This is a genomic window from Haloarcula terrestris (genome assembly GCF_031624315.1).
GTDB lineage: Archaea > Halobacteriota > Halobacteria > Halobacteriales > Haloarculaceae > Haloarcula > Haloarcula terrestris.
Map to the genome: position 1 here is coordinate 206438 of NZ_JAMQOM010000004.1, position 25212 is coordinate 231649.

Below are 25212 nucleotides of genomic sequence, written 5' to 3' on the forward strand. Positions count from 1 at the left end.
TCGTGGCTCTGCGAGAGACGGCGACCGCGAACGATGACTCATTCGCTTGTCGCGATGTTCTCGGCCGCCATTTCCGAGTCGACTTCGCCTTGCAGCCGTTTCTCGGCCTGGTCGCGGTCCTCGGGGTAGCCGATATCGTTTCGCCAGCCGTCCATGCGGATCGCGTCGATCGTTCGCCCGGATTGCAACAGGAGGTCAATCGCATCGCTGATCTCGTACTCGCCGCGGTTCGAGGGCTGTACCAGGTGGCAGGCGTGGAAAATAGCCGGCGTGAACGTGTAGAACCCGGTCATCACCAGATTCGACGGTGGGTCCTCCGGTTTCTCGACCACTTCGGTTATCTCGCCGTACTTATTGGTATCACAAACGCCGTATCGGCTTGCATCCTCCCACGGAACTTCCTCGACGAGGAAGGCGGCGTCGGCGCGGTCCTCCTGCTGGCGATTGACGACATCCTGGAGGTTCGCCTCGAAGATGTTGTCGCCGAGCATCAACATGAAGTCGTCGTCGACGTGTTCTTCGACGGTCAGGAGCGCGTGCGCGAGCCCGTCTTGCTCGCGCTGGTGGGTGTACGTGATCGGGACGCCCTCGAACTCGTCCTCGTAGTGGTTAATGATGACCTGCTTCTTGTAGCCGACGACTACCAGGAGTTCGTCGGCACCCAGTTCGATCAACTGCTCGAAGCAGTGTGTCAGAATCGGTTTCCCCGCGACTTCTACCATCCCCTTTGGCTTGTCTTCGGTCAGCGGTCGGAGACGGGTCCCTTCTCCAGCGGCGAGTACGACAGCTTTCATATAACCTCATTGGTTGGTCGTCCGATAAAACTCTTGTCGAATTATAGGACCCGAATTATAATATCCGCGCCTCGACTATCGCCGCTTGATGAACGTCAGTATTGTCGGCAGCGGATACGTCGGGACCACAGTCGCGGCGTGTCTCGCCGACCTCGGGCACGAAGTCGTAACGATAGACATCGACGAGGACATCGTCGACGCAGTCAACAATGGCGAGTCGCCGATACACGAACCCGGACTTGACGAACTCGTCGCCGAGCACGGCGGCGGTCGACTCCGGGCGAGTACGGACTACGACGAGATTCTCGACACCGAACTGACGATGCTGGCGCTCCCGACACCGTCGAACGACGACGGGAGCATCGATCTCCAGTTCATGGAGGCCGGCGCGGCATCCGTCGGTGAGGCGCTGGCCGGTGCCGAGAACGCGGCCGACGACCCGCATCTCGTCGTTACCAAGTCGACTGTCGTTCCGAACACGACCGAGGAACGGCTCGCGCCCCGTATCGCCGAAGCGGGTCTCGAACGCGGGACGGACTTCCTCGTCGCGTCCAATCCGGAATTCCAGCGCGAGGGGACGGCCGTCGCGGACTTCCTGAACCCCGACAAGCTCGTCTTCGGGACGGACGACGACCGCGCGACCGCCACGCTCCACGACCTCTATGCCCCGCTCCGCGAGGCCGCTGACGGCGACGTGCCGGTCGTCGAAACCGGTATCGCAGAAGCCGAGATGATCAAGTACGCCAACAACACGTTCCTGGCGACGAAGATCAGCCTCATCAACGATATCGGAAATATCTGCAAGGAGTTCGGCGTCGACGCCTACGAGGTGGCCGACGCAATTGGCCTCGACGACCGTATCGGCGAACAGTTCCTTCGGAGCGGCGTCGGCTGGGGCGGCAGTTGCTTCCCGAAGGACACGGACGCCATCATCGCTGCGGCGCGAGAACAGGGCTATGACCCGGCAGTCCTTTCGGCGGCCGTCGAGCTGAATGACGAGCAGCCGAAGCGTCTCCTTTCGCTGCTCGATGACCACGTTGACGTGTCCGGGAAACGCGTCGCCGTGCTCGGGCTAGCGTTCAAGCCCGGGACCGACGACATCCGGAACACCCGCGCGGTTCCGGTCATCGACGGATTGCAGGAGCGTGGCGCTGAGATCGTCGCCTACGACCCCGTTGCGACCGAGAACATGCGCGAGCGCTATCCCGACATCGAGTATGCGGACTCGGCTGGGGCCGCACTTGCGGATGCATCCGGCGCTGTGGTCGTCACCGACTGGGACGAGTTCGCGGCGCTTGACACTGAGTTCGACGACATGGCTGCCCCCGTCGTCGTTGACGGCCGACGCATCATTGAGCGGCGCGACGGTATCACCTACGAAGGCCTGACCTGGTAGCGCGGTTAGCGACGCGCTTTCATTCGTCTGTCGAGGACTGCTACCACGCCGGCAACGAGTAGCGCCACGACGAGTACGGTGGGATCTGAAGACACGTACAGGCTCGGCGTCGGTGGCCGCCAGTTCGTGAACGGATACAGCCACGCACTCGCACGCCCGTCGGCGTACACTCGCAGTCCATCGAGAAGCAGCGAGGTGAGGCCGCCAAAGGACACAAGGCCGAACACCCGTCCCCAGTGGCGTCGCTCGAACGCGACGGTGATAACACCGGCCAGCAGCAAAACCCCACCGAGTGTCGAGATGGGTGCATAACTGAATGGGATGCCGAGGAGCGCTTCGACCGTGCTGTCGTCCAGCACAATTTCGACTTTGACCAAATCGGGGATTGCCGCACCGCCCATTCCGACGACGACCCAGCGCTGGTCGAGCCAGTCGACGCTCCAACTCGCACTTGTGAGGAGGATGTACGGGACGAGAAGGTGTGTCAGCAGGTCAGCCATCGCGTGCCTCCAGTGTCCACGTATCGCTGTCGATGCGCCAGTACCGGAAGAACAGCAACAGGAATCCGACTGCCCCGACTGCTGAGGCTCCGTACTTGTAGAACTCTGCCCACCGGCTACTGTTGACGACTTCGATACGTTCGGCCGCTATCGTCTGGTCCGGTTCGAGCGTTCCGTACACTTGGACGACTCCACCGGGTTCGACGGCTGTTTCGATTCCGGTCACCTGGAGCGTGACTGACGTACCGTCGTTTTCGGCTACGATTTCTATCCCGGCTTCACTGGACTCTGTTACTGTCCCCAACACCATGATTTGCTGTCCCACGTACGAGTCGTACCCGGACGACAGGTCCTCGGCATCCGGGTACGGCGACCGCTGGTCTTCCGTCAGCTCTGCATGGACGAACAGCCCACCGAGTGCCAGACAGACACTGAGGGCGATGGCGACACGAACCCAGACGTGCACACGCTGTCTTCTCTCGGTGGACGCAATGGTCGTTTCGCTTCAGCGGCTTATGCGGCCGACCAACGGCACACCCCTCTAAAAATCACTCGACCGTTACGTTTCCACCGTCGTACACCGTCTGTTCCGGGACTTCAACGGTCGTCTCACCTTCGCCCTCGGTCGTCACGGTGTACGTTCCGGGGTTTGCGACGGGCACGGTAAACGCCCCGGTCTGATCGGCCGTCGTCCGGCGTTCGTATGTGATTTCGCTGTCCGAAACCGTGATTGTCGTTTCGACTGATACGGTCGAATTTGGCGCTGCAGTGCCCTGTATCGTCGCACCGGGGACTACTGCGAACGCTTTGTAGCTCCGGTCTTCGCTCACGAAGACCGGGCGATAGTGTGCCAGTCCGGACACATCGCCGCTCTGACTGCCGAAGTGCTGGTGGAGCCGAACGTGCATCGTCGTCGGCTCCTCAAGCGATGTGTCCGTCGTAACGACGTAGCCGACTCGTCCGGCAATTTGACTGTGGGCCTGATCGGGGTCCGTCGACGTGACAAATCTCTCATAGGTCTGCTGAGCGTAGCCGTAGCTCTCTGACTCACCGCTGACGAAGTAGTTGTAGACACGGTTCTGTCCCCATTGGCTGAGAACGTAGTTTTCGGGGTATTCGAGCCCGTTCTCGGCGGCGTCGGTTTCGATTGCAGTCGCCGCGCCGTAGCTCCCGTCGTCGACGAGTATCTGGCTGGTTTTCACCGGGACCTGAACCATTCCGAGGGCACCGAACAGGAGAAACAGCACGAACAGCGACCCGAGTGCGCGGGTGTCCGGAACGAGCGCGTCCCGGAGGTCGCCGTCACCGGCTGTCAGCACTGGTCTGGCGATATCGACCCACGAGGCGGCCCAGACGAAGGCGAGGCCGGCAAACAGCGCGAGGAACGGCGCCAGTTCGCCGACGAAGCGGACCTGGATGACGGCCAGTGCGAGCAGCACCCCGGCGTAGCTACTGGCGACGAGCCAGCCGCTCCGGTCGCGGCGAGCGAGGTCGATACCCCACGCCATCGCGGGGAGCCCCAGGAACAGCGTCAGACCGAGCAGGAGCAGGAAGCCAAAGCCGTCGGTATTGAACAGGCCGTACGTCTCGGCGATGGCGTCGGAGCGAAACAGCGTATCCAGCCGGTTACTGAACGTTCCCCACTGCTCCGTGAAACCAAAGCGGAAGACGAGGAGGCCAACGACGCCAAGCCCGACATCGACTGCAGCCAGTTGCCTGCCAGTCCTCCCGAAGCGCCTGGCTGCTTCCGCTGTTGCGATAACGACGATTATGCCGACCGTCAGTATTGCCGGCGTACCAGCGACGAGTGCGGTCTGCCAGCCGACGACAGCGTGGACACTCCAAGCGAGTAGCGCACCGAGACTGACTCCGGCAAGTACTGGTGCATTCTTGACTAGCGACGACCGGTCGGTAGCGACATCGACGAGCGTCTGTCCCAGCACGACCAGTCCGACCGGAAGGACGAGCAGCGGCCCGGCCTCCCACGCGAGGACCTGCCCGGCAATACCGACAGCGATGCCGACCGCGCCAAACCAGGGCAGCGGCCGTCGAAGCGACTCCTTGTCGGAGACTGCTGTCAGCGCGACCACGAGTGCCAGCGCCGTAAGTACCAGCCAGGGATAGTCGAAGGCGTGGTGGTCCGCGAAGCCGAGGCTCGTCCGGAATGTGTGGCCCGGAATGATCGCCAGAAAGAGGACTGACGCGAGGCCGACCCGTCGGTCGCTGGACACTCGGACCGCAAGCAAATACAGCAAGACGGCTGTAACGAGTGCCGACACGACCGGATACCACGCGAGCACCTGGCCGATCACCTCCTTGCTCCCGCCGAGGAGACTGGCGACCCACCAGAGCGTGGCGACCATGAGCGGCTCCCCGTGGGTCACACTATTCGGAAGTACGGAGAGCGTCCCGAGATCGGCCGCGCTACCGGCATTCGCGGCAATCTGTTCGACGTGGTACCGGTAGTAGTAGGGGTCGTTGCCCGAGAGGACGATGTCGCCGCCGCGGTAGACCGACCCGATGGCGTACGTTCGGGCGAGGAACACGACGGCCAGTGCGGCGGTGAGCAGGCCCGTAGCGCGTGCGTTGAAATTCAAATCCAGAGTGTTTGAGAGAGAGACAGTACGCTCGCTCTCTGTGGTGTCAACCGTTTCGCCGTCGAGAGCGGCCCGCACAGCGTCGGGATCGGCGACGCGATACTCGTCACCGTCTTTCTCGACGATACCCGCTGAGACGAGTTCGCCGAACTGGCCCGAATCGAGGGGGATGTCGTCGAACGTCCAGCCGTCTTGTTCGTCGTCGACGGCCAGCACCGCCTCTGTCGCGGATCGCAGCTCGGGCCGGTCATCGAGTATCGCTCCCGCCCCGGGCGTATCGCTCATGTGTTCTCTCTTTCCGGTCTGGCGAATAAATCCATCGGGATTCGATGTCCTACGCGTTCGCCGACTCTATCGCCGCTCGGATCGCGGATTCCACGTCGTGCTCCGGATGCCAGCCGAGTACGTCGGCCGTTCGGTCGGTGTCAACCGGGAAGGAATCGACGAGCGTCTCGTCGTCGCCCCGGGGGTTCTCGACCAGTTCGACAGCCACCTCGACACCGGTGACGGAGGCGGCGATATCCCTGACGAGCTTGGCGACGGTGTGGACGCTCGGGTCCTCGTCGCTGGCGATCTCGTACTTCTCGACACCAGTCTCACCACGGTCCAGTTGCGCCAGCAGCCGTTCGCAGCTGTCGACGTAGGCCCGGGCCACGTCTTTGACGTGGATGAAGTTCCGAGACTGCGTACCAGGCTCGTAGACGGTCAGCGTCTCGCCGGCGAGCGCGCGGTTCACGAAGAAGTTGATGACGGTCCCCTTCGAGACGGTCTGCCCGTCCAGTTCGTGGCTGCCGTAGAGGTTCGAGATCATGAACTGGTGGGCCGGGAACGCGCCGTCCGCGTACGTCTCGATGGCGCGCTCGTTGAGCAGTTTCGTCCGGCCGTACCAGTTCAGCGGACCCCGCGGATGGTCGACCGTGATGGGGAACTCCGTCGGGTCGCCGATGACGGCCATCGAGAACGGGAAAATCAGTCCTGCGCCGGTCTTGCGACAGAACCAGGCGACGTTGTCGGTCCCCTGCACGTTGACCTCGTAGGCCAGATCCTGGTTCTCCTCGCAGTCGTCGACACCCGACACGGCGGCGAGGTGCATCACGATGTCGGCCCCGTCAAGGGTTGCTTCCAGTCGGTCCCGGTTCCGGATGTCGACGTGTTCGATGTCGACATCGCCGACGGACTGCACGGTGCCGAGATAGAAGTTGTCGATGGCGGTGATCTCCCAGTCGGGGTGGGCCTGCTGTAGCTCGTAGATGACGCGACTGCCGATGTAGCCCGCACCGCCAGTGACGGCGACGTGGGGGCGTTCGTTCGTGGATTCTGAATCAGACATTGGATGTGAATTTCTCCGCCAGGTCGCGGACGCCCTCGCGGAGCGTCCACGATGGTTCGAAGCCGGTCCCGCTCAGGCGGTCGAAGTTGACGTGGTAGGACGGGCCGGGGTGTTCGTCTTCGAGATAGGTCACGTCGACCGGGGCGACCTCGTCGGCGACGATGTCGGCGATCTCCGAGATCTGGTAGTTCGAGTCCATCGACCCGACGTTGTACACCGGTTCGTCCCAGGATTCGGGGTCGCACGCGGCTTCCGCGTAGGCGCGGGCGGCGTCCCGGACATGGATGAACGGCCGCCAGTTCGAGCCGTCGCCGTAGACGGTGAGCGGGCGGTCGGTGAGCGCGCGGAACACGAAGTAGTTCACGACGAGATTAAAACGGATGCCAGGCGAGTGGCCGAAGTTGGTGGCCATCCGCAGGGCGGTGCCGGTCATGTCGAACTCCTCGCAGTACTCCCGCAGCAGCGTCTCGGACTGGAGTTTCGTCTCCGCGTAGGGGTTGATGGGGTCCGGATCGACCGTTTCGTCGATGGCAGTGCTGGTCGCGCGGCCGTAGACGTTACACGAGGAGGCGAAGACGACGTGGTCGACGCCGAGTTTGCCGGCCGCAGTCAGGACGTTCTCGGTGCCGTCGTAGTTGATGGCAAACGTCTCCTCGCGCCGTTCGTGGGTACTCGACGCGCCGGTGATGGCCGCGAGGTGGATGACGCGGTCGACGCCGCGCATGGCGCTCTCTACGTCGCCGTACTCGCGGACATCGCCTCGGCGGAATTCAAAGCCGTCGCCGAGCGTCCCCAGCAGCGCCCGCGGCGACCCCGAGGAGAGGTCGTCGAAGACAACGACGCTGTCCACCCGGTCGTCTGCCCGCAGCAAAGGGACTAGCGCACTGCCGATGTAGCCACAGGCCCCGGTGACCAGCACGTCCATCGTCAGTCCTCGCTCAGGACGCCCGGCAGGAAGCGGTCCTCGTGGGCCTCGATGGTGTCGGCGTGGCGGGTCAGCGTCTCGAAGATATCGCCGACACCGTCCTCGAAGGACTGTGACTGGCCGTCGATGAGGTCGGCGTACCGGTCGTTCTCGATCTCCATCTTGTGGGTTTCGTCCTCGTCGCGGGGGTTCTCGAAGTGCTCGACATCTACGTCGAGGTCGTACTCGCTGCCGACATCGGCAATCGTCTCGGCGATCTCGACGATGCTGATTGCGCGCGTGACCTGATTGTAGACAGTCAGACCCTCGGGGCGCTCCTCGTGGTCGGTCAGCGCCACTTCGGCCAGCCCCTCGACGGCGTCCTCGAGCGAGATGAACGGCTTTCGCTGCTCGCCCTTGCCGTAGACGGTGACGGGGTAGCCCGCGACGGCCTGTGCACAGAAGCGGTGCGTGACCGTTCCGAAGTAGTAATCGAAGTCGAAGCGGGTCTTGAGGCGGTCGTCCGCGCGGGTCTCCTCGGTTTCGGTCCCGTAGACGATGGCCGTCCGCACGTCCGAGATCGGGATGTCGAACTGCGTGTGGGCCAGCCGCATGTTCTGTGCGTCGAAGCCCTTCGTCGCGTGGTACCAGCTCCCACCCATATTGGGGAACGGCACGTCGTCGCGCTCGTCCTGATTTTCCATCGCTGCGCCGCCTTCCGGAATCGGGAACTCCGGCGCGCCGTAGACGCCGGTCGTCGTCGTCTCGACGAAGTGGGTGTCAGTGAGGTCGTGTTCTTCGAGGCCCCACAGCAGGTTCCGCGTCGCCTGGAGGTTGTTGTGCTGTGTGTAGTTCGCCCGCTCGCCGTTGATCTGGGAGTACGGCGCGGACGGCTGTGCGGCGGTGTGGACGACGACCTCGGGTTCGTGGACCGCCAGTAGCTCGTCGACGAAGGACTTCTCGGCCAGATCGCCCTCGACAAAGGAGAGGTTTGTCAGTCCGTGGACCTCGCGGGCGGCGTCGAGGCGCTCGTCGATGCTTGCGACCGGTGTCGCGCTTGTCGCGCCGACATCCTCGACCCACTCCCGTCGGCCGAAGTTGTCTACGAGCAGCACCCGGTCGTCCGTTCGGTCTGCGATTCGCAGGGCGGCCGGCCACCCGACGTAGCCGTCGCCGCCAGTAATGAGGATCGTCATAGTTACTCAGATAGTGAGTAACCACGATGCGTAATCAATCTTCTGTTCAGGTATGTGTTCTTCTTGTGCAACCTGGCTATCCATGGTGCACGTTCATATTCAAAAAAGCAGCACCTCCGGCGTGATAGCGGTCCGCTCCGGATACGCCGTGACTACCGGTTCGTCTCTACTGCGGCTCTGTAGCGGTGTCTCACTGTGTCCCACTCTGGCATCGTTGCCGCATACTGCCCGCGTGTTGACCTCCCGTGCACCCGCGCCGCTTCTCCCCGTTTCGCAACCGTTAAAACTGCCCCTGTCTTCTGTTCGATTGCTATCGCACGGGCCGGTGGGGTAGCCTGGTATCCTTCGGCCTTCGGGTGGCCGTAACCGCGATTCGAATTCGCGCCGGCCCACTTTCTGCCCGCGAACAAACTCGTGAGCGGGCAGCACGTGCAGCCGCACGAATTCGAAGTAGACCAGTCGCGCGCAGCGAAGCGAGCACGTCTGGGCGTAATTCGCGATTCGCGCCGGCCCATTTCTCTCGCAACGCAATCACGTGAAGTGGTAGCAGCGAGAATCGTCGGTTGAGAGACTTCTAGCAGCAGCCAAAAGCCTGTCAGCTGTAGCAGGAATTACCACCGCAGAAGAAGTAGCTGAAAGCACGGAGGCCATAGAGTGGCGTCAGGGTTAGTTGACGAACTTGCATAAGCGACGGTGACTCTGAACAAGCCCAAGATGTGCTCGCAGTACTAACCAGACGGTAACTTGCTTGTGAAGTCGGTACTACTGATTTCCAGCTAGGAATAAGTAAAACACCTATGAGATTAGTCCGTACATTGGCCACTAATTAATGTCAACATAAATATACTTTCTAGCAGCCGTGCAAGATACAGGCCGCGTCTCTCGCGCAGAACCATTTCCAAATACAACTGGATTGGGTCGGTCAGTGCTGTCACTCTCGGTAAAACCGTTAGCAGAACCCCGACCGTGCTAATCCCTTGTACAGTATTCAGCAAGAGTTGTCAACCGGGAAGCGGTTCAGAACTTATAAACCTGGGTCTGGCAATATTGAGAGCATTACGATGGTGATGTTCCTGACGGTTGTCGGTATCGCTGTCGCCATATTTGTTGGATTCAATATCGGGGGTTCCTCGACGGGTGTGGCATTCGGCCCTGCAGTCGGGTCACGCCTCATTCGGAAGACAACTGCGGGAGCACTGTTCGTTGGCTTTGGCTTTCTCGGGGCGTGGACCGTTGGTCGGGAAGTCATCGCAACGATGAGTAGTAGTATTGTGCCGGCAGCCCAGTTCACGCCTATCGCCAGTGTTACCGTTCTATTTTTCACCGGCGCAGCACTGTTGATCTCGAATCTCTATGGCGTTCCAGCCTCGACATCAATGACCGCTGTGGGTGCCATCGTCGGATTGGGGCTCGCATCCGGCACCCTTAATCAGGCGCTGATGTTCGTTATCGTTTCAGCCTGGATTGTCGCCCCGTTGATCTGTTTGTGTATCGGCGTCGTAGTCGGCCGCTATGTGTACCCTTATCTTGATCGCTACATCGCTTTTACCACATTCAATCTCCACTTCATCCAACTCAACCGGTCGGGAGCGATTCCACGACCGTACGTCAATCCGAACGCATCACTGCAGGATACCATCGGATCACTCTCAGTTATCATCATCGGCTGTTACATGGCGTTCTCGGCCGGGGCATCGAACGCTGCGAACGCTGTCGCTCCCCTCGTCGGTTCGGGCGGGTCGCTCACCGTCAATCAGGGTGTCCTGCTCGCGGTAGGGGCCTTCGGGCTGGGTAGTTTCACTATCGCCCGTCGCACGCTAGAAACGGTTGGGGACGATATCACGGAACTCCCGATTCTCGCATCACTGATCGTTTCCGTGGTCGGTGGAACGGTCATCACCATTCTCTCATCGTTTGGAATTCCAGCGAGTCTCGCCGTCAGTACGACCTCAACGATCATTGGGCTTGGCTGGGGTCGAGCGAGTCGGGCAGCGACGCTGGCGGAGTTAGCGACGCCATCGCCTGACCGGCCGGATGTCGCGGTCTCGACTGGCGCGTTGGTCACCTCACGCGCCGAAGATGCGCCTGCTGGGCCGACCATCGGCGACATTGCTCGAGAAGAGAAACCTGCAGAGAAGCCGGATGAGATTCCGGACATCCCAGATGTCGGCGCTGAGGGGCCGGCAGACATCGACGAACGAAGCCTCTTCGACCCGGCAGCGGCCAAGCGTATCGTGACAATGTGGGTGCTGACGCCGTCGCTGGCGGTTACCGCTTCATACCCAGTGTTCGCATTCCTATTGTGACTACAACGCCAGCCCACTGAGAACCCGGTTCAGCAGTACTGCAACGACACAATCAGACCCGTCGTGCTGCATAGATGCTCTGTCCCTTTCAGACGCACCTGTAGGAAATTAAAACCTGGCAGACTTCCTGTGGTACAACTCTGCCTGTCCCGCCAGATACAGCGACTTGTCTAACAAGTCACAGGCAGAAGTAGCAACGGTGGGCGACAGTGCCGCGTGACCTAACGGTTGGGCTCACATGGTAGCTGGCGCACCGTCGGCTCGGATGCGCCGCGACTTCGCTGTCGATGCACGTAAGTCCCTGACCGGCTTCGCACCCGTATGCGCCAGTTCGTCATCATCGGCCACGATGCCCCGACGACGCCGGAGTTCTCCCTCGACGACCTGGCCGGCGCGGCCGGCCGGCTCGACGTGCTCTGTCGGTGTGTCACCAGCGCGTTCTTCCTGAGTCACGCCATCCGCGAGGACGTGCGTGTCCACCTGATTCTGGGCGAGGAGTACACCGTGACGTTCGAGGGGAGCGACCTCCGCCGACTGAACCCGGACGAGCGGTCCACGGCAGCGCTGATACGGAAAGCGCTGGAGGAGCGCGAGGAAGCCATCGGGCACATCCCGGTCGAGACCTCGCCAGGCGTGTCGCTCACGAGGCGGGGCTTCGATGGAACGCTCGATGCTGTTGCTCGCCGGGGCACCGTCGTCCAACTGCACGAGGACGGCGACCCTGTCGTCGATGTCGACCCGCCGTCGGATCCCGTCTTCGTCCTCTCGGATCACCACGACTTTCGTGACGAAGAGACGGATCTGTTGGCAGACCACGTCGAGGAGCGCGTTTCGCTGGGGCCTGCGGCCCTGCACGCCGACCACGCGATCACGGTCGCACACAACTACCTCGATACGGGCGGGTTCGAGCAGTACTGAAGGAGTTCTCGCATTCTGCCAGAAGGGTTTTCCCCCGCGATTCGCTGAAAAGCGTATGGGATTATTGGGCTCGGAGACCGGCGTTTGCCGGGACAACGGACGGTTGTCACGATGTCGACAGAGCGACAGCGAGCGACTCTCTCGCCGCGCCGTCCTGCAGTCGGTCGCCGGGGCCGGCCTCGCGTCTGTCGCCGGCTGTTCGGCGTTCGAGGGCGGGAGCGACGACACGGCTACGCCGGTCGACGGCGAGCGGGCCGAGGAGCTCGCGCGTCGGTTCGCGCCGACGCTGTACTTCGACCAGGAAGAGCCGTGGTTCCCGACGGACCCGCGGCCGTACACCAGCGAGCAAGACGGCGAGACCATCGTCGACGGGTTCGACGCCTTCAACGGGTATCACGAGCGGATGACCGACGGCGAGCCGCCGAACCCAACAGCGTTCTACCACGCCGTCGAGTACGAGAACTCGCCGCTTGCGGTCGTCCAGTTCTGGTTCTACTCGGCGTTCGACCAGTTCACGACGAACTTTCACTGGCACGACTGGGAGGTCCTGCACGTCTTCGTCGACACGGAGACCGAGGACCCCCAACTGTACGTTGCCAGCTCGCACTCCCGGAAGGTGCCCAACAACGAGTTCCTCGACCCCGACCCGGAGATGGTGCCGCGTATCCTCTCGGAACTGGGCTCGCACTCCAGCGCGCTGTCGGTCAACGATGTCCGCGACCGGTTCACCCGATTGCCGGAGGGCGACCGGTTCGCGGACATCACGAACAGCGCCGTCGAGACCATCGAGGACCTCGCCGAAATCCCTGTCGCCTACGGCCTCCCACGGGACGAGGGGTCCCGGCTCCCCTACCTCGTTCCGGAGTACGAGGGCGCGCCGCTGTACGAACACGAGCGGCTGCCCTCGGTCAGCCGCGAGGACCTCATCTCGGAGTCGCTCACGGTCCGCTCGTTCGACAGCCTCACCCGACCACCGACGGATCTGCCGACGCGGGAGACCGGGCTCGTCTTCCAGCACACCGACCGCGGCGAGGCTGACCCGGACATCGAGTACGACCTCGTGCCGAGCAGCGAACTGGAACACATCGCCGATTTCACCGGGCCGCAGTTGAGCTTCGAGTTCGCCGTCCCCCAGTTCGCCGAGGATGCGATCTCGGGTCACATCACGACGACGGGCGCGCCCTGGGACCAGCCGCGATACGAGAACCCCGCCGCGGACATCTCCGAACCGAACCACCGGGCGGCGCTGGCCGAGCGCTACGACGCTATCGGCGAGCCGGCGGAGATACGGACCGTCGTCGCCAGCCTTTCCGAAGCCGTCTCGAACGACGACGCACCGGAAGACGAGGGGCTGACGACCCAGGACACTACCGTCGAGTCCGTCGCCCTGCTGGAGAGCGATCCCGAGGCCGTCCCGACCTTTTCGGGGCTGGCCGTGGTCCAGGACGTACCCGAAGGTGACCACCGCTTTACTGTCAACGGGGCCGGTGTCGCGCCCCACAGCGAGACGGTGTCTGTTCCCGACGCGGAGACAGCCGACGGACCGACCAGAGCCGGTGTCGACGGCGAGGTCCCGCTCGTCGCTCGGGAGAACGCCACTCGTCTCGAAGTCGATTCGTCAGGGGCCGACAGCGACCTCACCGACCTCGCCGTGGAGGACGACTTCGCGGGACGGCTGTACGACGCACCGCTTTCCGAGCCCGCCGCCGTGTACGTCCACGGCGGCGGCGCGTACACGACGGAAGTCCGGGACAGCGACGATGAGATCGGCGCGTTCCGCGTGAACCCGGACCCCGAAGCCGACACGGCCGCCCGAATCGACCAGCCCCGCACTGGCAAGGCGTCGCTGGCGTCGTTCCTCGCCGACATCGCCGAGGAGACGCGCCAATCGGTCGCCGAACAGATGGACGGCGACGACGGCATCCTCGACGGTGGCGGCTCGGTCAACGCTGTCCGGGGCCTCGAACGCGCGCTGGCCGCCGTCGTCGAGGCCGCCGAGCGGGCGACGGAACGTGCCGAGGCCGGCGACCGCGGAAACGCCGACAAGCAACTCCAGGCCGTCGCCGACCGACTCCAGCGTGTGGCGACCCGTATCGAGGAAGCCAGCGACGGCCTTTCGGACCCGCTATCGAACGCGGCCCGACAGCGCCTCGAACAGGCGAACCGACGGGCTGAGCAGGCCCAGGCCGCTGACAAACTGTAGTCGTTGTTACGCTCTCAGAGGCCGAACCACCGAGCCAGCGCGCCGACCACGAGCACCAGTCCCCCGCCGATGAACGTACCGGGGACTGGGAGAGCGAACAATACCACGCCGAGCAGGAGGACGATATTCGATATTCTCATTTCAACTACACGTAGCGCGGCCTGCCGTATCCGTCTGGTGCCTGCATTTGCGTGGACCCGTGTGGACTTTGCCCGTCGGGATCCCACTCCCGGTATGGACGAGGAACTCGCGTGGGAGACGCTCGGTGCCGAAACCGCCTACACCTGTCCGGGGTTCGAGGTCATCCGCGAGGACGTTCGCCTCCCCGACGGGACCGAGGGGGAGTTCGACTACGTACAGAACGGTGACAGCGTCGTCATCCTCCCGTTCACTACCGACGGCGACGTGGTCGTCATCGAGGAGTGGCGGCAACCGGTCCGCCGAGTCAACCGCGGCTTGCCGGCCGGGACGATGGAGGGCGGGGACGACGATCCAACAGTCGCCGCCGCCCGCGAACTCCGCGAGGAAACGGGCTATGAGGCCGACACCTTCGACCACCTCTACACGGGCGAACCGGCCAACGGCAACACCGACTACGTGTTCCACTACTACGCTGCGCGTGGGTGCGAGGCGACGGCCGACCAGGACCTGGACCACAACGAATCGATCCGCGTCGATACTGCAGACTTCGACTCGCTGGTCCAGTCGGTGCGTGACGGCACACTTCGAGACGGGCGTGCCGCCTTGGGTATCATGTACTACGCGCTGTTCGAGCACTGAACCGACGACAGCTTGAAAACCTGTCGACTGGTATCATGTAACATGGTCTCGACTACACTCGACGACCAGACGGAACGTCGGCTGGATAAACTGCGTGCGGCCGTCCGCCGTCGGACCGGCCAGCCGGTTTCTCGGGCGGAGTTGCTCGAACGACTAGTCGAGGACGCGTACGAGTCCCGCGGCGAGGTAGTCGATATGTTCCGAACCACGCAGGCGTACGTCGCCGACGAGGAGTCCGGGACCGTCCACCGACCCCAGCGCAAACTGGTGCCCGGCGGACCGGAGCGACCCGACGAATAGCGGTGCTGTGCCGGCCGACGCGTCGCTCTGTCCACTGCTGCACCGACTGCGAACGGCTTCGCCCATGGGGGAACACAACCCTTAGGCGCGCTGACCGACGACGCAACGTAATGACGAATTTCGAGGTCCGCCAGTACGACGCTGCGGGCCGGCTGGGCGAGCTAACGGTGCCGCGGGCCGGCGTCACCGTCGAGACGCCGACCATCCTGCCCGTGGTCAACCCCCACGTCCAGACGGTCGCGCCGGCGACGCTGGCGTCGGAGTTCGGGGCGGAGATACTCATCACGAACAGCTACATCCTGCACGGCTCCGAGGACCTCCGCGAGCCGGTGCTGGAGCGGGGCCTCCACGATCTGCTCGGGTTCGATGGGGCCATCATGACCGACTCCGGCTCGTTTCAACTGGCGGAGTACGGCGACATCGACGTAACGACCGAGGAGATACTCGAATTTCAGCACGAGATCGGGTCGGACATCGGGACGCCGGTGGACATTCCGACGCCACCGGACGTGGACCGCGAGCGGGCGACCGAAGAGCTTGCGACGACCCAGAGGCGGCTCGAACACGCCGGGACCGTCGACACCGGCGACATGCTCGTCAGCGCGCCGGTCCAGGGGTCGACCTACCCGGACCTCCGGGAGCGCGCCGCCGCAGACGCTGTCACAACCGGACTGGACGTGTTCCCACTGGGGGCCGTCGTCCCGCTGATGAACGAGTACCGCTACGCCGACCTCGCGGATGTCGTCGCGGCCTGCAAGCGCGGGCTGGGGGAGGTCGGCCCGGTCCACCTGTTCGGCGCGGGCCATCCGATGATGTTCGCGATGGCGGCGGCGCTGGGGTGTGACCTGTTCGACTCCGCAGCGTACGCGCTGTACGCCCGCGACGACCGGTATCTCACGGTCCAGGGGACGGAACTGCTCGATGAACTGACCTACTTCCCGTGTCACTGTCCGGTCTGTACCGACCACACGCCGGCAGAACTCGACGGGATGGACGCCGACCAGCGCGAGGAACTGCTCGCGCGGCACAACCTCCACGTTACCTACGGCGAAATCCGGACGGTTAAGCAGGCCATCCGCGCCGGCAACCTCATGGAACTGGTCGACAGCCGCGCCCGCGGTCATCCGGCGATGCTCGACGGCTACCGTGCGCTGCTCGATCACGCTGAACAACTCGAACGGACCGATCCCGTCTCGAAGGACGCCTTCTTTTACACATCGAACGAAAGCGCCCGCAGACCCGAGGTTCACCGGCATCAGGACCGGCTGGAGCGGCTGCCGGTCGAGGGCGATGAAGTCCTGCTAACCGAGGGAAGTTCCAGCGCACGCTACGACGAAACCTGGGGGGTTCTCCCACCCTTTGGCCCGTATCCGCGCGAACTCGCCGACACGTACCCCCTGACCGCGGAGGTCCCGGACCGGACCGACCGGGCGGCCTACGAGGCCGCAGCGAACGGTGTTCGGCGGCTGGTCGAACTCCATCCCGACGTGTCCTTCACGCTGGTCCACGACGACTGGCCGGCGACGGCGCTCGACCGCGTGCCCGACAGCGTCCGCCTGCGTGACCTCCACGCGAGAGACTGACGACGCAATTGTCCCGGCTGCTGGCGGTCAGGCTCTCGGCACGTCCACGTCCTCGTCGGCGGAATCGCGCCAGGAGCGGGTCGGCTCCCAGCCCAACCGCTCCGTGGCTTTAGCCGTCGAGTACGCCGCGGCGTCTCCTTCAACCGTGCAGTCGTCCGGAACCGCGCCGTAGTGTTCTCGCATGAGTTCGACGAGCGGCCGGCCCAGCGCGTTGTCGGGGCCGACGCAGTTGAACGCCTCGTGACCGTCGACTTCACCCGCGAGTGCGGCCTCGACGAGGTCGACCACGTCCCGCACGTCCACGTACGACCAGTAGTTGCCGGCCCCGGCCGCGAGATCGTCGACGTACTCGTCGGCCCGACAGGGGTACTCGCCTGGTATCTGTATCCACGAGGGGCGAATCGACGCCACGGAGATGCCGTCCCGGCGAGCAATCGTTTGCCCTATCTCCTCGGTGACGACCTTCGAGAGGCCGTAGTCGTCTTCGGGCCTGCACGCGTGCTGTTCCGTAATCGGGAGCTCGTCCGGCACGGGCGTCTCCTCGGCGAAAAAGAAGCCGTACGCCCCGTCTGAGGACCCCTGGACCACGTCAGCGCCGATGCGGCCGGCCGCCGAGAGGACGGTGTGTGCCGCGAGCGTGTTGTTCCGAAAGAGGTCCACTCCCGGGTGATTTCCGGCCACCGGGATCGCCGCCCAGTGGACCACCGTGTCTGGGTTGATTGCGGTCAGCGAATCGAAGACGCTTCCGGCGTCTGTCAGATCCAGTGCTTGGTAGTCGACGGCCGGATGGCCCTCCTCGTCGGGAAGTCGGCGGTCGAGGACCGTCACGTCGTGCGGTCCGGCGAGTCGGTCGACGATCCAGCGCCCGGAACTGCCCCGGCCGCCGGTCACGACAACATCCATATCCGTTCTGTGACCGCCGGTCTCCAAAATGTGGTGGTGTGGCTTCCCCGACCGATCGGTGTCGTTCGATCCGTTACCGGTCGAGCCGGAACCGCTCACCGTGCGTGAACGTCGTCCAGCCGAGGATGCGCTCGTCTCGGTGCGGTCGGTCGGGGTCGTTGATAGCGGCCTGCTGAGCCGAGGCGTACGTCGGGACGTTCTTCACCGGCTGTCCGCTCTGTTTGAGCGTCTCTAAATACGTGTCTTTCTCGTAGTAGGAGTACGCGACTTCGTACAGCGAGGAGGCCGCTTCCTGCTTTCTGGCCGGGAAGCCGTGTTCGTTGGCGAACCGCTCGGGGTCCCCCTCGCCCAGCGCTTCCCAGGCCTCGGGATCACCCACGTAGGGGGCGTGGGCGTCGAGGATACGCTCGATAGCGCCCGTGTCACCGCTGAATTTCTGGTGTTCGTACAGGGTAGGGCCGTCGAGTCTGTCGACGTAGACACGGCTGAGTTCCGCGGCGGTGACCAGTGCTTTCGCCGCGTACAGCGAGTACGCCAGGCTCGACGCACGGACGATTTCGTTTTCCAGCAGGCCGTCTTCCCGGAGTTGGTTGAAGCCGTCTTCGCGGTTCCGCTGTATGGCGTTCCGGAACTGGTCCCAGTCACGGAGATACACCGAACCGGCGGCATGGGTCATCTCCTGCCAGTTGAAGATGTTCTGCTGGCCAAAGGAGGTCGGAATTTCGTGGCCCACGTCGTCCAGGAACGTCCGGATCCACTCCTGTAGATCGGCTTCACTGGCGACCCCGTCGTTGTTCCACCCGTCGTGCCCGCGAACGAGTTCCGCCCCCCACCACATCTTCGGGAGCGTGATGAACAGTTCGATGCTGTTTGTGGTCACGGGGGCCATCCGCGTCTCGGAGTCCAGGAACCAGTGGTCCAACAGTTCGATGGCTTTCTCGGCGTACTGATCAGACCCGGTGTACTGGTAGGCGAGGCCGAGATCTCGGATCCAGTCCCCGGTCCTGATGGCGGCGACGTAGTCCTTGCGTGCTTCGGGGTCCTCGGGTCCTTTGGCTTTGAACTCGTGGCCGTCGCCGTTGTCCGTAACGCTCTCCGGAGTCGCCGACATCGCGTTCTGGACATCGGCCGTGAAGGCTTCGTAGGCTTCCGCCCACGGGCTGTCATCGGTCTCGACGCGGGACCGAATCGCAGCCAGCGTATCGAGATGGATGAACATCGCGGGTCTGCTGGGTATCGCTGACTCGGACGCCCGTTCAGTCGGTAATGGCGTCCCCTCCGACGGGGCTCTCGCGTTCGAGTCTCCCGAGGGAAACCCGGTCGAACAGCCACCCAACGCCGCGGCCGTCCCCGAAATCGCGAGCAACACGTCTCGTCGTGTCTGGCGCTGCACGTGCGATGCGCTGTCCTCTATAGAGTTAGTTAGGGTGCGATTAATCAGGGGAGGACGGTCCGTTCGCGATAATCAGGGCCGTTTAGCTGCACGAACTGTCAACAACCCGTTCTTCTGTCCTCGCTCCCCTGTCCAGCGCCGGCCCAAAGGCAAGATAGTTGGTCGCGCGTGGCTGACGCCATTGCATGACCGACTACTTCGAGGTCCATGAGCGCGACAGCGCCGCGCGAGTGGGCGAGTTGCGACTCGCCGACGCCGTGACGACGCCGGCGCTGATCGACGACGTGGACACCGATACGCCGGGCGACTGCCGGCACGTCCTCGACGACGCCGGGAGCCACTGGCACACCGAGCAGGCCGACCCTGCGGGCGATGAATCGTTGCTCACCGTCCTCCCGCACCGCGGACTCCCCGCCGGAACGCCGGACGAAGTCGCCGATGCGTTCGCTGTCGACTACCCCGACGTGGACTTCCCGAGCGCAGCAGTCGTTTCTCCGGACACTGCAACTAACCACGGCAGTGACGCGTACGTCCTCGCGGGTGCGCCCGGCTACGTCGGGCACGCGTCGGCGTTCGTCGACGCCGTGACAACTGTCAAGGAGGCCACCCCCGCCGACACCGCCCTCTATCTCCCGGGTGTCGCCACGCCGCGTAACGTTGCGACGCTCGTCTACGCCGGTATCGACCTCGTGGACCCCGACCGCGCTGTCGTCCGCGGGACTGAGGGTAGATATCTCACGACCGATGAGGCGTACTTCCTCGAAGATCTCGACGAACTTCCGTGTGCCTGTCCGGCCTGTCAGCAACCGCGCGATGAGTTCGACCGCGAGGACTGTGTCGAACACAACGTCAACGCCCTCGCCGCGGAACTCCGGCGGGTTCGTCGCCGTATCCGCGATGGCCGCCTCCGGGACTACATCGAGGGACAGGCCAGACAGGACAACTGGCTCACCGCGACGTTCCGACGACTGGACCAGCAGTACGGCTACCTGGCGGAGCGCACACCACTCATCCGGCGGGCCGACCTCTCGGCGGCCAGCGACGACTCGCTGCGTCGTGTCGAGATCCAGCGGTTCGCCGAGCGCGTCACCGACCGCTACGTCCCGCGCTTCGACGACCGCCCGCTCGTGTTGGTCCCGTGCTCGGCACGGAAACCCTATAGCGATTCCCAGAGCCACAAGCAGTACCACGACGCCATCAAGTGGCGCGCCCACGTCGTGTCGATGACCTCGCCCATCGGTGTCGTCCCGCAGGAACTCGAACTCACGTACCCAGCCCAGCACTACGATTCGGTGGTGACGGGCAACTGGACCGCCACCGAGATTGAGTTCGTCAGCCGCGTGCTCGAACGCTATTTAGAAGGGACTGACTACCCGGAAATTATCGCGCACGTTCCCGGCGAAGGCTACCGCGACATCTGCGAGCGCGTGGCCGATTCGCTGGGTCGAGAGTTTACCTACACCGTCACTGACCACCCGACGACGGCGGACTCGCTTGGGAATCTCGCCGCCGAACTGGAAGGCTGGGACCGCTACCCGAAGCGGGAGCGCGAACACAACACCATCCGCGCTGTCGCGGACTACCAGTTCGGCGAGGGCGCTGGCGACGAACTGTTCGACGACCTCTCGACGCAGGGCCGGTATCCGCAACTGCGCGCGGATGACGCCGACGGCGAGCAGTTGGCAGCGCTGGCCCAGCAGTACGGCGTCCTCTCGCTGACCACCGCCGGGGCGCGCCGCTGGGTCGAGAGCGACGTGCCGACCAAAACGGTCGAAATCGAGCCCTTTGTCCCGCACGGCTCGGTACTGGCTCCGGGAATCACGGACGCAAGCGACGACATCCGTGTCGGCGACGACGTGGTGATTCAGGGCGATGCGGCCTTCGGCGTCGGCCGCGCGCAGATGAGCGGCCCGGAGATGCAGTCCTCGACGCGGGGTATCGCGGTTCAGATGCGCCACACCGAAGAGCAGTAGCCCCGTCTCTGTCGGTTATTGGTGACTTGTCCGGCGTTTCCGCCTGACCGCGCGACTTATCAGCAGTGCGGGGTAACCGCCGATATGGACTGGTCGGGACACCGGCGATACCTGCCCGCTGTCGGGTTTTCCCTACTGTTGCTCGTCACCTCGCTGCTTCCCGTTCCCGAGGGCGCGAGCGAGCAGGTTCCTGTGTTACTCGGCGTGGCACTGGACAAGTGGGTCCATGCCGCGAGCTACGGTGTGCTTGCGGTACTGTTGGCGTGGGGGCGACGCGCACGCAATGTGGTCGCGGTCGCAGTGCTCGTGGCTGTCTCCGTCTGCTACGGGGCCGGCGTGGAACTCCTACAGGGACTCGTTCCTTCGCGTGGAACGAGCGGCGCTGATTTCGTGGCCAACGCCGCTGGGGCTGTTCTGGCCGGGCTGGCGTGGCTCGCGGCCCACCGCTCCGGCGCGCTTTCGGACCGAACCGACCCACAATCCCGGCAGTAACGAAGCGGCTTTACGCACCCATCGGCTACCTCGCCCCAATGAGCAAGCCCAGTCCCGAGGTCTACGAGGAGGGCAAGGGCATGGACGCCCACAACTCCGTGATGCGTGACATCCGGTCGCGCAACGACTCGACGTACGACCCCCGAGAGCCAACCCGCGTGTGGCTCGACGAGGACAACACCCCCGACGGCGTCTACCAGAGTCTGACCATCATCCTGAACACCGGCGGCTGCCGGTGGGCGCGGGCCGGCGGCTGTACGATGTGTGGCTACGTCGCCGAGAGCGTCGAGGGCGGCAGCGTCGCCCACGAGGACCTCATGGCCCAGATCCAGCACTGTCTGGACCACGAGGCCGAGAACAGCGACGAGCAGAGCGGCCTCATCAAGATCTACACCTCCGGAAGCTTCCTCGACGAGCGCGAAGTCCCAGCGGAGACGCGTCGGGCCATCGCCGAAACCTTCGCGGACCGCGAGCGCATCGTCGTTGAGTCCCTGCCGGACTTCGTCGACGAGGAGACGGTCGGCGACTTCGTGGACGTGGGCCTCGAAACCGACGTTGCGGTGGGCCTGGAGACGGCAACTGACCGCGTGCGTCACGACTGCGTGAACAAGTACTTCGATTTCGCCGACTTCGAGGACGCCTCCGAAGCGGCCCAGGCCGCTGGCGCTGGCGTCAAAGCGTACCTCCTGATGAAGCCGCCGTTCCTCGCCGAATCCGAGGCCGTCGAGGACATGAAGCGGTCGGTGCGGCGCTGTGCGGCCGTTGAGGGCTGTCACACTGTCTCGATGAACCCCTGTAACGTCCAGCGCTACACGATGGTCGAGGAGCTGTACCACGACGGCGGCTACCGACCGCCGTGGCTCTGGTCGGTCGCCGACGTGCTGGAATCGACCGCCGACGAGGACGTTATCGTCGTCTCGGACCCTGTCGGCCACGGCAGCGACCGCGGCCCGCACAACTGCGGGGAGTGCGACGACAAGGTCCAGCGCGCGATCAAGGACTTCGACCTGCGACAGGACCCGTCGGTGTTCGAGCAGGTTAGCTGCGAGTGCGAAGCGACGTGGGACGCCGTCATCGAGCGCGAACGGAGCTACTCGCTCCCGCTCGCTCGGTAGTGCCGTCGGACCGTTCGGAGCCTCCAGAAACCGTGTGACAAACTGTCGACCAACTCTTATCCGGCTCTCGCGCGTAAGACTGTTCGATATGACCCCCAACGGCAACCAGGACAGGCGCAGTTTCAACACACGCGGAACGGTCACGGAGTGTGACCTGTGCGGTGAACGGCGGCAGTGTATCGGTGACGACGGGATGGTCGCCTGTACCGCTTGCCAGTCCGACCTGCTGCCGTCCGGCTGGGGCCTCTGAACCTGCGTCCGGCCGCGGTTTTCTCTGTTCGATCACGACGATTCGCCCGACCCCGGCTGTTCGATAGCGGGAATGACACCGACAGTCGCGGTCGCCTTGAACGATGCGACCAGCTCCGCGCCCGGGGTGATGTCGAGTTTGTCGAGGCTCGTGTCGGTCACCAGCGCGGACAGCGTCGTGTCCGGGTCGATAGCCAGCGAGACCAGCGCGATAGCGGCCCCCTCATCGACACGTTCGACGGTGCCAGCGAACTGGTTCCGCGCGCTGGTCCCGGTCGGTTCGGGGGCCTCTGGCGGTGCGTTTAGCGTCACCGTATCCGCACGGATCCCGACCTCAACCGCGTCGCCGGCGTCGGCGTCGGTGTCGACGATGGCCCGGACCGTCCCCGACGGCGTCTCGACGGTCGCCAGTTCGCCGTCGCGGTCGACGACGGTTCCCCGGAGGACGGTCTCTTCGGCCGTGGCGACGCCATCGAACTCGGCCTGGAGGCGCTGAAAGCGGGCTAGCAGTTGTTGGGCGGTGTCCGTGAGTTCGCTGCCGCCGCCGCCGCTGCCGCCGCGACTGCGGTCGACCAGCGGCCCGAAGGTCTCTTCGAGTTCGACGATCCGCCGCTGTGCGTGAGCGTAGGACCGGCCGAGGGCGTCGGCGGCGCTGTTCAGCGACCCGTGGGCGGCGACCGCCTGCAGGAGCCTCCGGTCACGGGCGGTCAGCGCCACGTCGCCCTGCCCCAGTTGTACTTCAACGTCCGCGGTCGCGTCCATACCGTCGCAAGGGCGGGCGGTCACAAAGAGATTGGTGCCGGCCGCCCAGTCAGTACACCAACTCGCCCGAGATGAACTGCCGGGTGCGGTTGTCCGACGGGTTCTGGAAAACCACCTCTGTCGGAGCGATCTCCGTGATGCGCTCGTCGAGCAACACCGCGACCCGATCCGCAACGCGCTCGGCCTGGTGCATATCGTGTGTCGCCACGACGACGCCGATACCCCGGTCCCGAGCCTCGGAAATCGCGTCCTCGATAACCGCCGTGTTTCGCGGGTCCAGATCGGATGTCGGCTCGTCCAGCAGCAGTATGTCCGGGTCGTAGGCCAGCGCACGGGCGAACGACACCCGCTGTGCCTCGCCGCCCGAGAGCGACTCCGCGCGCTGGTCCATTTTGTCCGTCAGCCCGACGATATCGAGGGCCTCACGGACGGCGTCGGCGGTTCCGTTCGACCGCAGGACCGAACCGAGCCGGTCTGCCCACGACCTGCGGATGCGGAGCCCGTACTCGACGTTTCGGGCGACCGGGGCGTCGAACAGGCTCGCCTCCTGAAACACCATCCCGATGCGCCGACGAAGCGAGAGCCGTTCGCCCTCGTCGACGGCCCACACGTCTGTGTCGTCGAAGGTGACCGTCCCGTCGTCGGGTTCTAGCGAGAGCGCGAGCATCCGGAGTAACGTCGTCTTGCCGACGCCCGACGGCCCGATGACGGCGACGACCTCCCCGGTTTCGACATCTATCGAGAGGTCCCGAAACACGCATTCGTTCCCATACCACTGTGACACACCAGTTGCTTGTAGCATTAGCGTTGTACCTCCTGGTCGCCTAACCGGACGACCACGGCGTTGACAGTCAGCACGAGCACGACCAGCACCGCGCCGAGTATCATCGCGGTTTCGTACTGCCCCTGGCGGGCTTCGAGTTGAATCGCCGTCGTCAGCGTCCGCGTCTTCGAGATGCCCTCCGCGCTCGTGATGTTGCCGCCGACGATGAGCACGGAACCGACCTCGCTGATAGCGCGACCGAACCCCGCCAGAATCGCCGTTGCGATGCCGTACCGCGCTTCCTTGAGCACGACCAGCGACACGTCGAGGCGTGTCCCGCCGAGGACGTGTGCGGCGTCGCGGACGCCCTCGTCAACGCCAGTGATGGCCGCGAGACTGATGGCCGTGATCGGCGGCGTCGCGAGGACGAACTGTGACATAATCATCGCCTCCTTGGTGAATATCAGCTCCAGCGTCCCCAGCGGTCCCTGATTGGAGACGGCGAACAGCACCAGTAGGCCGACGACGACGCTTGGAAACCCCATCCCCGTGTTGATGACCGACTTCACGAACTGCTTGCCGGGAAAGTCGCTGAACCCCATCACGACGGCCACCGGAATGCTGACCAGCGTGCTCAGCGTCACGGCGATGACGCTGACGTACAGCGAGACGTAGATGATGCTCGACACGTAGCCTTCCCGGAACGGAAGGTCGACGACGGCTGGCAGCAGGTGTCCGACTGATTCGAGCGGCAC

The 25212-nt window shown here is 64.2% G+C and carries 24 protein-coding genes and 1 tRNA gene; 12 read left to right on the forward strand and 13 right to left on the reverse strand.

What is annotated here, in order from left to right; all coding sequences use genetic code 11:
* Window positions 1-38 precede the first annotated feature (38 nt).
* On the reverse strand, window positions 39-794 hold the full coding sequence (gene aglF, locus NDI54_RS11225; RefSeq protein WP_310896535.1) for a UTP--glucose-1-phosphate uridylyltransferase AglF: 756 nt from the start codon (window positions 792-794) through the stop codon (window positions 39-41).
* Between the two features lie 88 nt (window positions 795-882).
* Here aglF and aglM point away from each other — a divergent pair, with 88 nt between their 5' ends.
* Window positions 883-2190, forward strand: coding sequence for a UDP-glucose 6-dehydrogenase AglM (aglM, locus tag NDI54_RS11230; protein ID WP_310896536.1), 1308 nt, complete (start codon window positions 883-885; stop codon window positions 2188-2190).
* A 5-nt stretch (window positions 2191-2195) separates the two neighbouring features.
* Here the strand turns inward: aglM and NDI54_RS11235 are convergent, their stop codons facing one another.
* The 6 genes from NDI54_RS11235 to NDI54_RS11260 all read right to left on the reverse strand — a co-directional run bounded on the left by NDI54_RS11235 (window position 2196) and on the right by NDI54_RS11260 (window position 8717).
* Window positions 2196-2690, reverse strand: a complete 495-nt coding sequence (locus NDI54_RS11235) for a hypothetical protein (protein WP_310896537.1) — start codon at window positions 2688-2690, stop codon at window positions 2196-2198.
* Complete coding sequence (locus tag NDI54_RS11240; RefSeq protein WP_310896538.1) at window positions 2683-3156, reverse strand: single stranded DNA-binding domain-containing protein; 474 nt, start codon at window positions 3154-3156, stop codon at window positions 2683-2685. The genes NDI54_RS11235 and NDI54_RS11240 overlap by 8 nt, the downstream gene beginning before the upstream one ends.
* A gap of 82 nt (window positions 3157-3238) precedes the next feature.
* Complete coding sequence (locus tag NDI54_RS11245) at window positions 3239-5572, reverse strand: STT3 domain-containing protein (RefSeq protein WP_310896539.1); 2334 nt, start codon at window positions 5570-5572, stop codon at window positions 3239-3241.
* A gap of 49 nt (window positions 5573-5621) precedes the next feature.
* A complete protein-coding gene (locus tag NDI54_RS11250; protein ID WP_310896540.1) occupies window positions 5622-6617 on the reverse strand; it encodes an NAD-dependent epimerase/dehydratase family protein in 996 nt (331 codons plus the stop codon).
* Entirely contained in the window at window positions 6610-7542 is a 933-nt protein-coding gene (locus NDI54_RS11255) for an NAD-dependent epimerase/dehydratase family protein (RefSeq protein WP_310896541.1), read from the reverse strand. Before NDI54_RS11255 ends, NDI54_RS11250 begins: the two co-directional genes overlap by 8 nt.
* A gap of 2 nt (window positions 7543-7544) precedes the next feature.
* Window positions 7545-8717 carry an NAD-dependent epimerase/dehydratase family protein gene (locus tag NDI54_RS11260; RefSeq protein WP_310896542.1) on the reverse strand — a complete coding sequence of 391 codons (1173 nt, stop codon included), beginning with the start codon at window positions 8715-8717 and terminating at the stop codon, window positions 7545-7547.
* Window positions 8718-9036: 319 nt separating this feature from the next.
* Here NDI54_RS11260 and NDI54_RS11265 point away from each other — a divergent pair.
* From NDI54_RS11265 to NDI54_RS11280, 4 genes are all read left to right on the forward strand, one after another.
* Window positions 9037-9109 (forward strand) — tRNA-Pro (locus NDI54_RS11265).
* 669 nt (window positions 9110-9778) lie between these two features.
* Complete coding sequence (locus tag NDI54_RS11270; RefSeq protein WP_310896543.1) at window positions 9779-11023, forward strand: inorganic phosphate transporter; 1245 nt, start codon at window positions 9779-9781, stop codon at window positions 11021-11023.
* Between the two features lie 321 nt (window positions 11024-11344).
* Complete coding sequence (trmY, locus tag NDI54_RS11275) at window positions 11345-11941, forward strand: tRNA (pseudouridine(54)-N(1))-methyltransferase TrmY (protein WP_310896544.1); 597 nt, start codon at window positions 11345-11347, stop codon at window positions 11939-11941.
* Window positions 11942-11996: 55 nt separating this feature from the next.
* Window positions 11997-14144, forward strand: a complete 2148-nt coding sequence (locus tag NDI54_RS11280; protein ID WP_310896545.1) for a hypothetical protein — start codon at window positions 11997-11999, stop codon at window positions 14142-14144.
* Between the two features lie 14 nt (window positions 14145-14158).
* On the opposite strand, the gene NDI54_RS11285 is transcribed toward NDI54_RS11280, so the two are convergent.
* On the reverse strand, window positions 14159-14284 hold the full coding sequence (locus tag NDI54_RS11285; RefSeq protein WP_310896546.1) for a hypothetical protein: 126 nt from the start codon (window positions 14282-14284) through the stop codon (window positions 14159-14161).
* A gap of 94 nt (window positions 14285-14378) precedes the next feature.
* Here NDI54_RS11285 and NDI54_RS11290 point away from each other — a divergent pair, with 94 nt between their 5' ends.
* The 3 genes from NDI54_RS11290 to tgtA all read left to right on the forward strand — a co-directional run bounded on the left by NDI54_RS11290 (window position 14379) and on the right by tgtA (window position 16807).
* Window positions 14379-14924: an NUDIX hydrolase gene (locus NDI54_RS11290; protein WP_310896547.1), complete on the forward strand. Its 546-nt coding sequence runs from the start codon at window positions 14379-14381 to the stop codon at window positions 14922-14924.
* A gap of 42 nt (window positions 14925-14966) precedes the next feature.
* Complete coding sequence (locus NDI54_RS11295; protein ID WP_310896548.1) at window positions 14967-15224, forward strand: hypothetical protein; 258 nt, start codon at window positions 14967-14969, stop codon at window positions 15222-15224.
* A gap of 110 nt (window positions 15225-15334) precedes the next feature.
* Window positions 15335-16807, forward strand: a complete 1473-nt coding sequence (gene tgtA, locus NDI54_RS11300) for a tRNA guanosine(15) transglycosylase TgtA (protein ID WP_310896549.1) — start codon at window positions 15335-15337, stop codon at window positions 16805-16807.
* A 27-nt stretch (window positions 16808-16834) separates the two neighbouring features.
* Here tgtA and NDI54_RS11305 read toward each other — a convergent pair whose 3' ends face one another.
* Together NDI54_RS11305 and NDI54_RS11310 are read right to left on the reverse strand one after the other, a co-directional pair.
* Window positions 16835-17710 (reverse strand): NAD-dependent epimerase/dehydratase family protein, encoded by an 876-nt coding sequence (locus tag NDI54_RS11305; RefSeq protein ID WP_310896550.1) that lies wholly within the window; start codon window positions 17708-17710, stop codon window positions 16835-16837.
* Window positions 17711-17783: 73 nt separating this feature from the next.
* Window positions 17784-18929, reverse strand: a complete 1146-nt coding sequence (locus NDI54_RS11310; RefSeq protein WP_310896874.1) for an alginate lyase family protein — start codon at window positions 18927-18929, stop codon at window positions 17784-17786.
* A 359-nt stretch (window positions 18930-19288) separates the two neighbouring features.
* On the opposite strand from NDI54_RS11310, the gene arcS reads away from it, so the two are divergent.
* The 4 genes from arcS (at window position 19289) to NDI54_RS11330 (ending at window position 22933) form a co-directional block, all read left to right on the forward strand.
* Entirely contained in the window at window positions 19289-21076 is a 1788-nt protein-coding gene (gene arcS, locus NDI54_RS11315; protein WP_310896551.1) for an archaeosine synthase subunit alpha, read from the forward strand.
* 84 nt (window positions 21077-21160) lie between these two features.
* Complete coding sequence (locus NDI54_RS11320; protein WP_310896552.1) at window positions 21161-21568, forward strand: VanZ family protein; 408 nt, start codon at window positions 21161-21163, stop codon at window positions 21566-21568.
* A gap of 38 nt (window positions 21569-21606) precedes the next feature.
* Window positions 21607-22683: an archaeosine biosynthesis radical SAM protein RaSEA gene (locus tag NDI54_RS11325; RefSeq protein ID WP_310896553.1), complete on the forward strand. Its 1077-nt coding sequence runs from the start codon at window positions 21607-21609 to the stop codon at window positions 22681-22683.
* An 88-nt stretch (window positions 22684-22771) separates the two neighbouring features.
* Window positions 22772-22933 carry a hypothetical protein gene (locus NDI54_RS11330; protein WP_310896554.1) on the forward strand — a complete coding sequence of 54 codons (162 nt, stop codon included), beginning with the start codon at window positions 22772-22774 and terminating at the stop codon, window positions 22931-22933.
* Between the two features lie 32 nt (window positions 22934-22965).
* Here NDI54_RS11330 and NDI54_RS11335 read toward each other — a convergent pair whose 3' ends face one another.
* The 3 genes from NDI54_RS11335 to NDI54_RS11345 are packed head-to-tail and all read right to left on the reverse strand — an operon-like array spanning window position 22966 to window position 25212.
* On the reverse strand, window positions 22966-23694 hold the full coding sequence (locus NDI54_RS11335) for a TOBE domain-containing protein (protein WP_310896555.1): 729 nt from the start codon (window positions 23692-23694) through the stop codon (window positions 22966-22968).
* A 49-nt stretch (window positions 23695-23743) separates the two neighbouring features.
* The gene (locus NDI54_RS11340) at window positions 23744-24496 is read right to left on the reverse strand and encodes an amino acid ABC transporter ATP-binding protein (protein WP_310896556.1); all 753 of its coding nucleotides are present in this window, start codon (window positions 24494-24496) and stop codon (window positions 23744-23746) included.
* Window positions 24496-25212: an ABC transporter permease gene (locus tag NDI54_RS11345; RefSeq protein ID WP_406600179.1), complete on the reverse strand. Its 717-nt coding sequence runs from the start codon at window positions 25210-25212 to the stop codon at window positions 24496-24498. The genes NDI54_RS11340 and NDI54_RS11345 overlap by 1 nt, the downstream gene beginning before the upstream one ends.

Bases quoted from the DNA above. Each gene is read 5' to 3' on its own strand.
- aglF (WP_310896535.1), bottom strand. From the start codon at position 794: ATGAAAGCTGTCGTACTCGCCGCTGGAGAAGGGACCCGTCTCCGACCG.
- aglM (WP_310896536.1), top strand. From the start codon at position 883: ATGAACGTCAGTATTGTCGGCAGCGGATACGTCGGGACCACAGTCGCG.
- NDI54_RS11235 (WP_310896537.1), bottom strand. From the start codon at position 2,690: ATGGCTGACCTGCTGACACACCTTCTCGTCCCGTACATCCTCCTCACA.
- NDI54_RS11245 (WP_310896539.1), bottom strand. From the start codon at position 5,572: ATGAGCGATACGCCCGGGGCGGGAGCGATACTCGATGACCGGCCCGAG.
- NDI54_RS11250 (WP_310896540.1), bottom strand. From the start codon at position 6,617: ATGTCTGATTCAGAATCCACGAACGAACGCCCCCACGTCGCCGTCACT.
- NDI54_RS11255 (WP_310896541.1), bottom strand. From the start codon at position 7,542: ATGGACGTGCTGGTCACCGGGGCCTGTGGCTACATCGGCAGTGCGCTA.
- NDI54_RS11260 (WP_310896542.1), bottom strand. From the start codon at position 8,717: ATGACGATCCTCATTACTGGCGGCGACGGCTACGTCGGGTGGCCGGCC.
- NDI54_RS11270 (WP_310896543.1), top strand. From the start codon at position 9,779: ATGGTGATGTTCCTGACGGTTGTCGGTATCGCTGTCGCCATATTTGTT.
- trmY (WP_310896544.1), top strand. From the start codon at position 11,345: ATGCGCCAGTTCGTCATCATCGGCCACGATGCCCCGACGACGCCGGAG.
- NDI54_RS11280 (WP_310896545.1), top strand. From the start codon at position 11,997: ATGGGATTATTGGGCTCGGAGACCGGCGTTTGCCGGGACAACGGACGG.
- NDI54_RS11285 (WP_310896546.1), bottom strand. From the start codon at position 14,284: ATGAGAATATCGAATATCGTCCTCCTGCTCGGCGTGGTATTGTTCGCT.
- NDI54_RS11290 (WP_310896547.1), top strand. From the start codon at position 14,379: ATGGACGAGGAACTCGCGTGGGAGACGCTCGGTGCCGAAACCGCCTAC.
- NDI54_RS11295 (WP_310896548.1), top strand. From the start codon at position 14,967: ATGGTCTCGACTACACTCGACGACCAGACGGAACGTCGGCTGGATAAA.
- tgtA (WP_310896549.1), top strand. From the start codon at position 15,335: ATGACGAATTTCGAGGTCCGCCAGTACGACGCTGCGGGCCGGCTGGGC.
- NDI54_RS11305 (WP_310896550.1), bottom strand. From the start codon at position 17,710: ATGGATGTTGTCGTGACCGGCGGCCGGGGCAGTTCCGGGCGCTGGATC.
- NDI54_RS11310 (WP_310896874.1), bottom strand. From the start codon at position 18,929: ATGTTCATCCATCTCGATACGCTGGCTGCGATTCGGTCCCGCGTCGAG.
- arcS (WP_310896551.1), top strand. From the start codon at position 19,289: ATGACCGACTACTTCGAGGTCCATGAGCGCGACAGCGCCGCGCGAGTG.
- NDI54_RS11320 (WP_310896552.1), top strand. From the start codon at position 21,161: ATGGACTGGTCGGGACACCGGCGATACCTGCCCGCTGTCGGGTTTTCC.
- NDI54_RS11325 (WP_310896553.1), top strand. From the start codon at position 21,607: ATGAGCAAGCCCAGTCCCGAGGTCTACGAGGAGGGCAAGGGCATGGAC.
- NDI54_RS11330 (WP_310896554.1), top strand. From the start codon at position 22,772: ATGACCCCCAACGGCAACCAGGACAGGCGCAGTTTCAACACACGCGGA.
- NDI54_RS11335 (WP_310896555.1), bottom strand. From the start codon at position 23,694: ATGGACGCGACCGCGGACGTTGAAGTACAACTGGGGCAGGGCGACGTG.
- NDI54_RS11340 (WP_310896556.1), bottom strand. From the start codon at position 24,496: ATGCTACAAGCAACTGGTGTGTCACAGTGGTATGGGAACGAATGCGTG.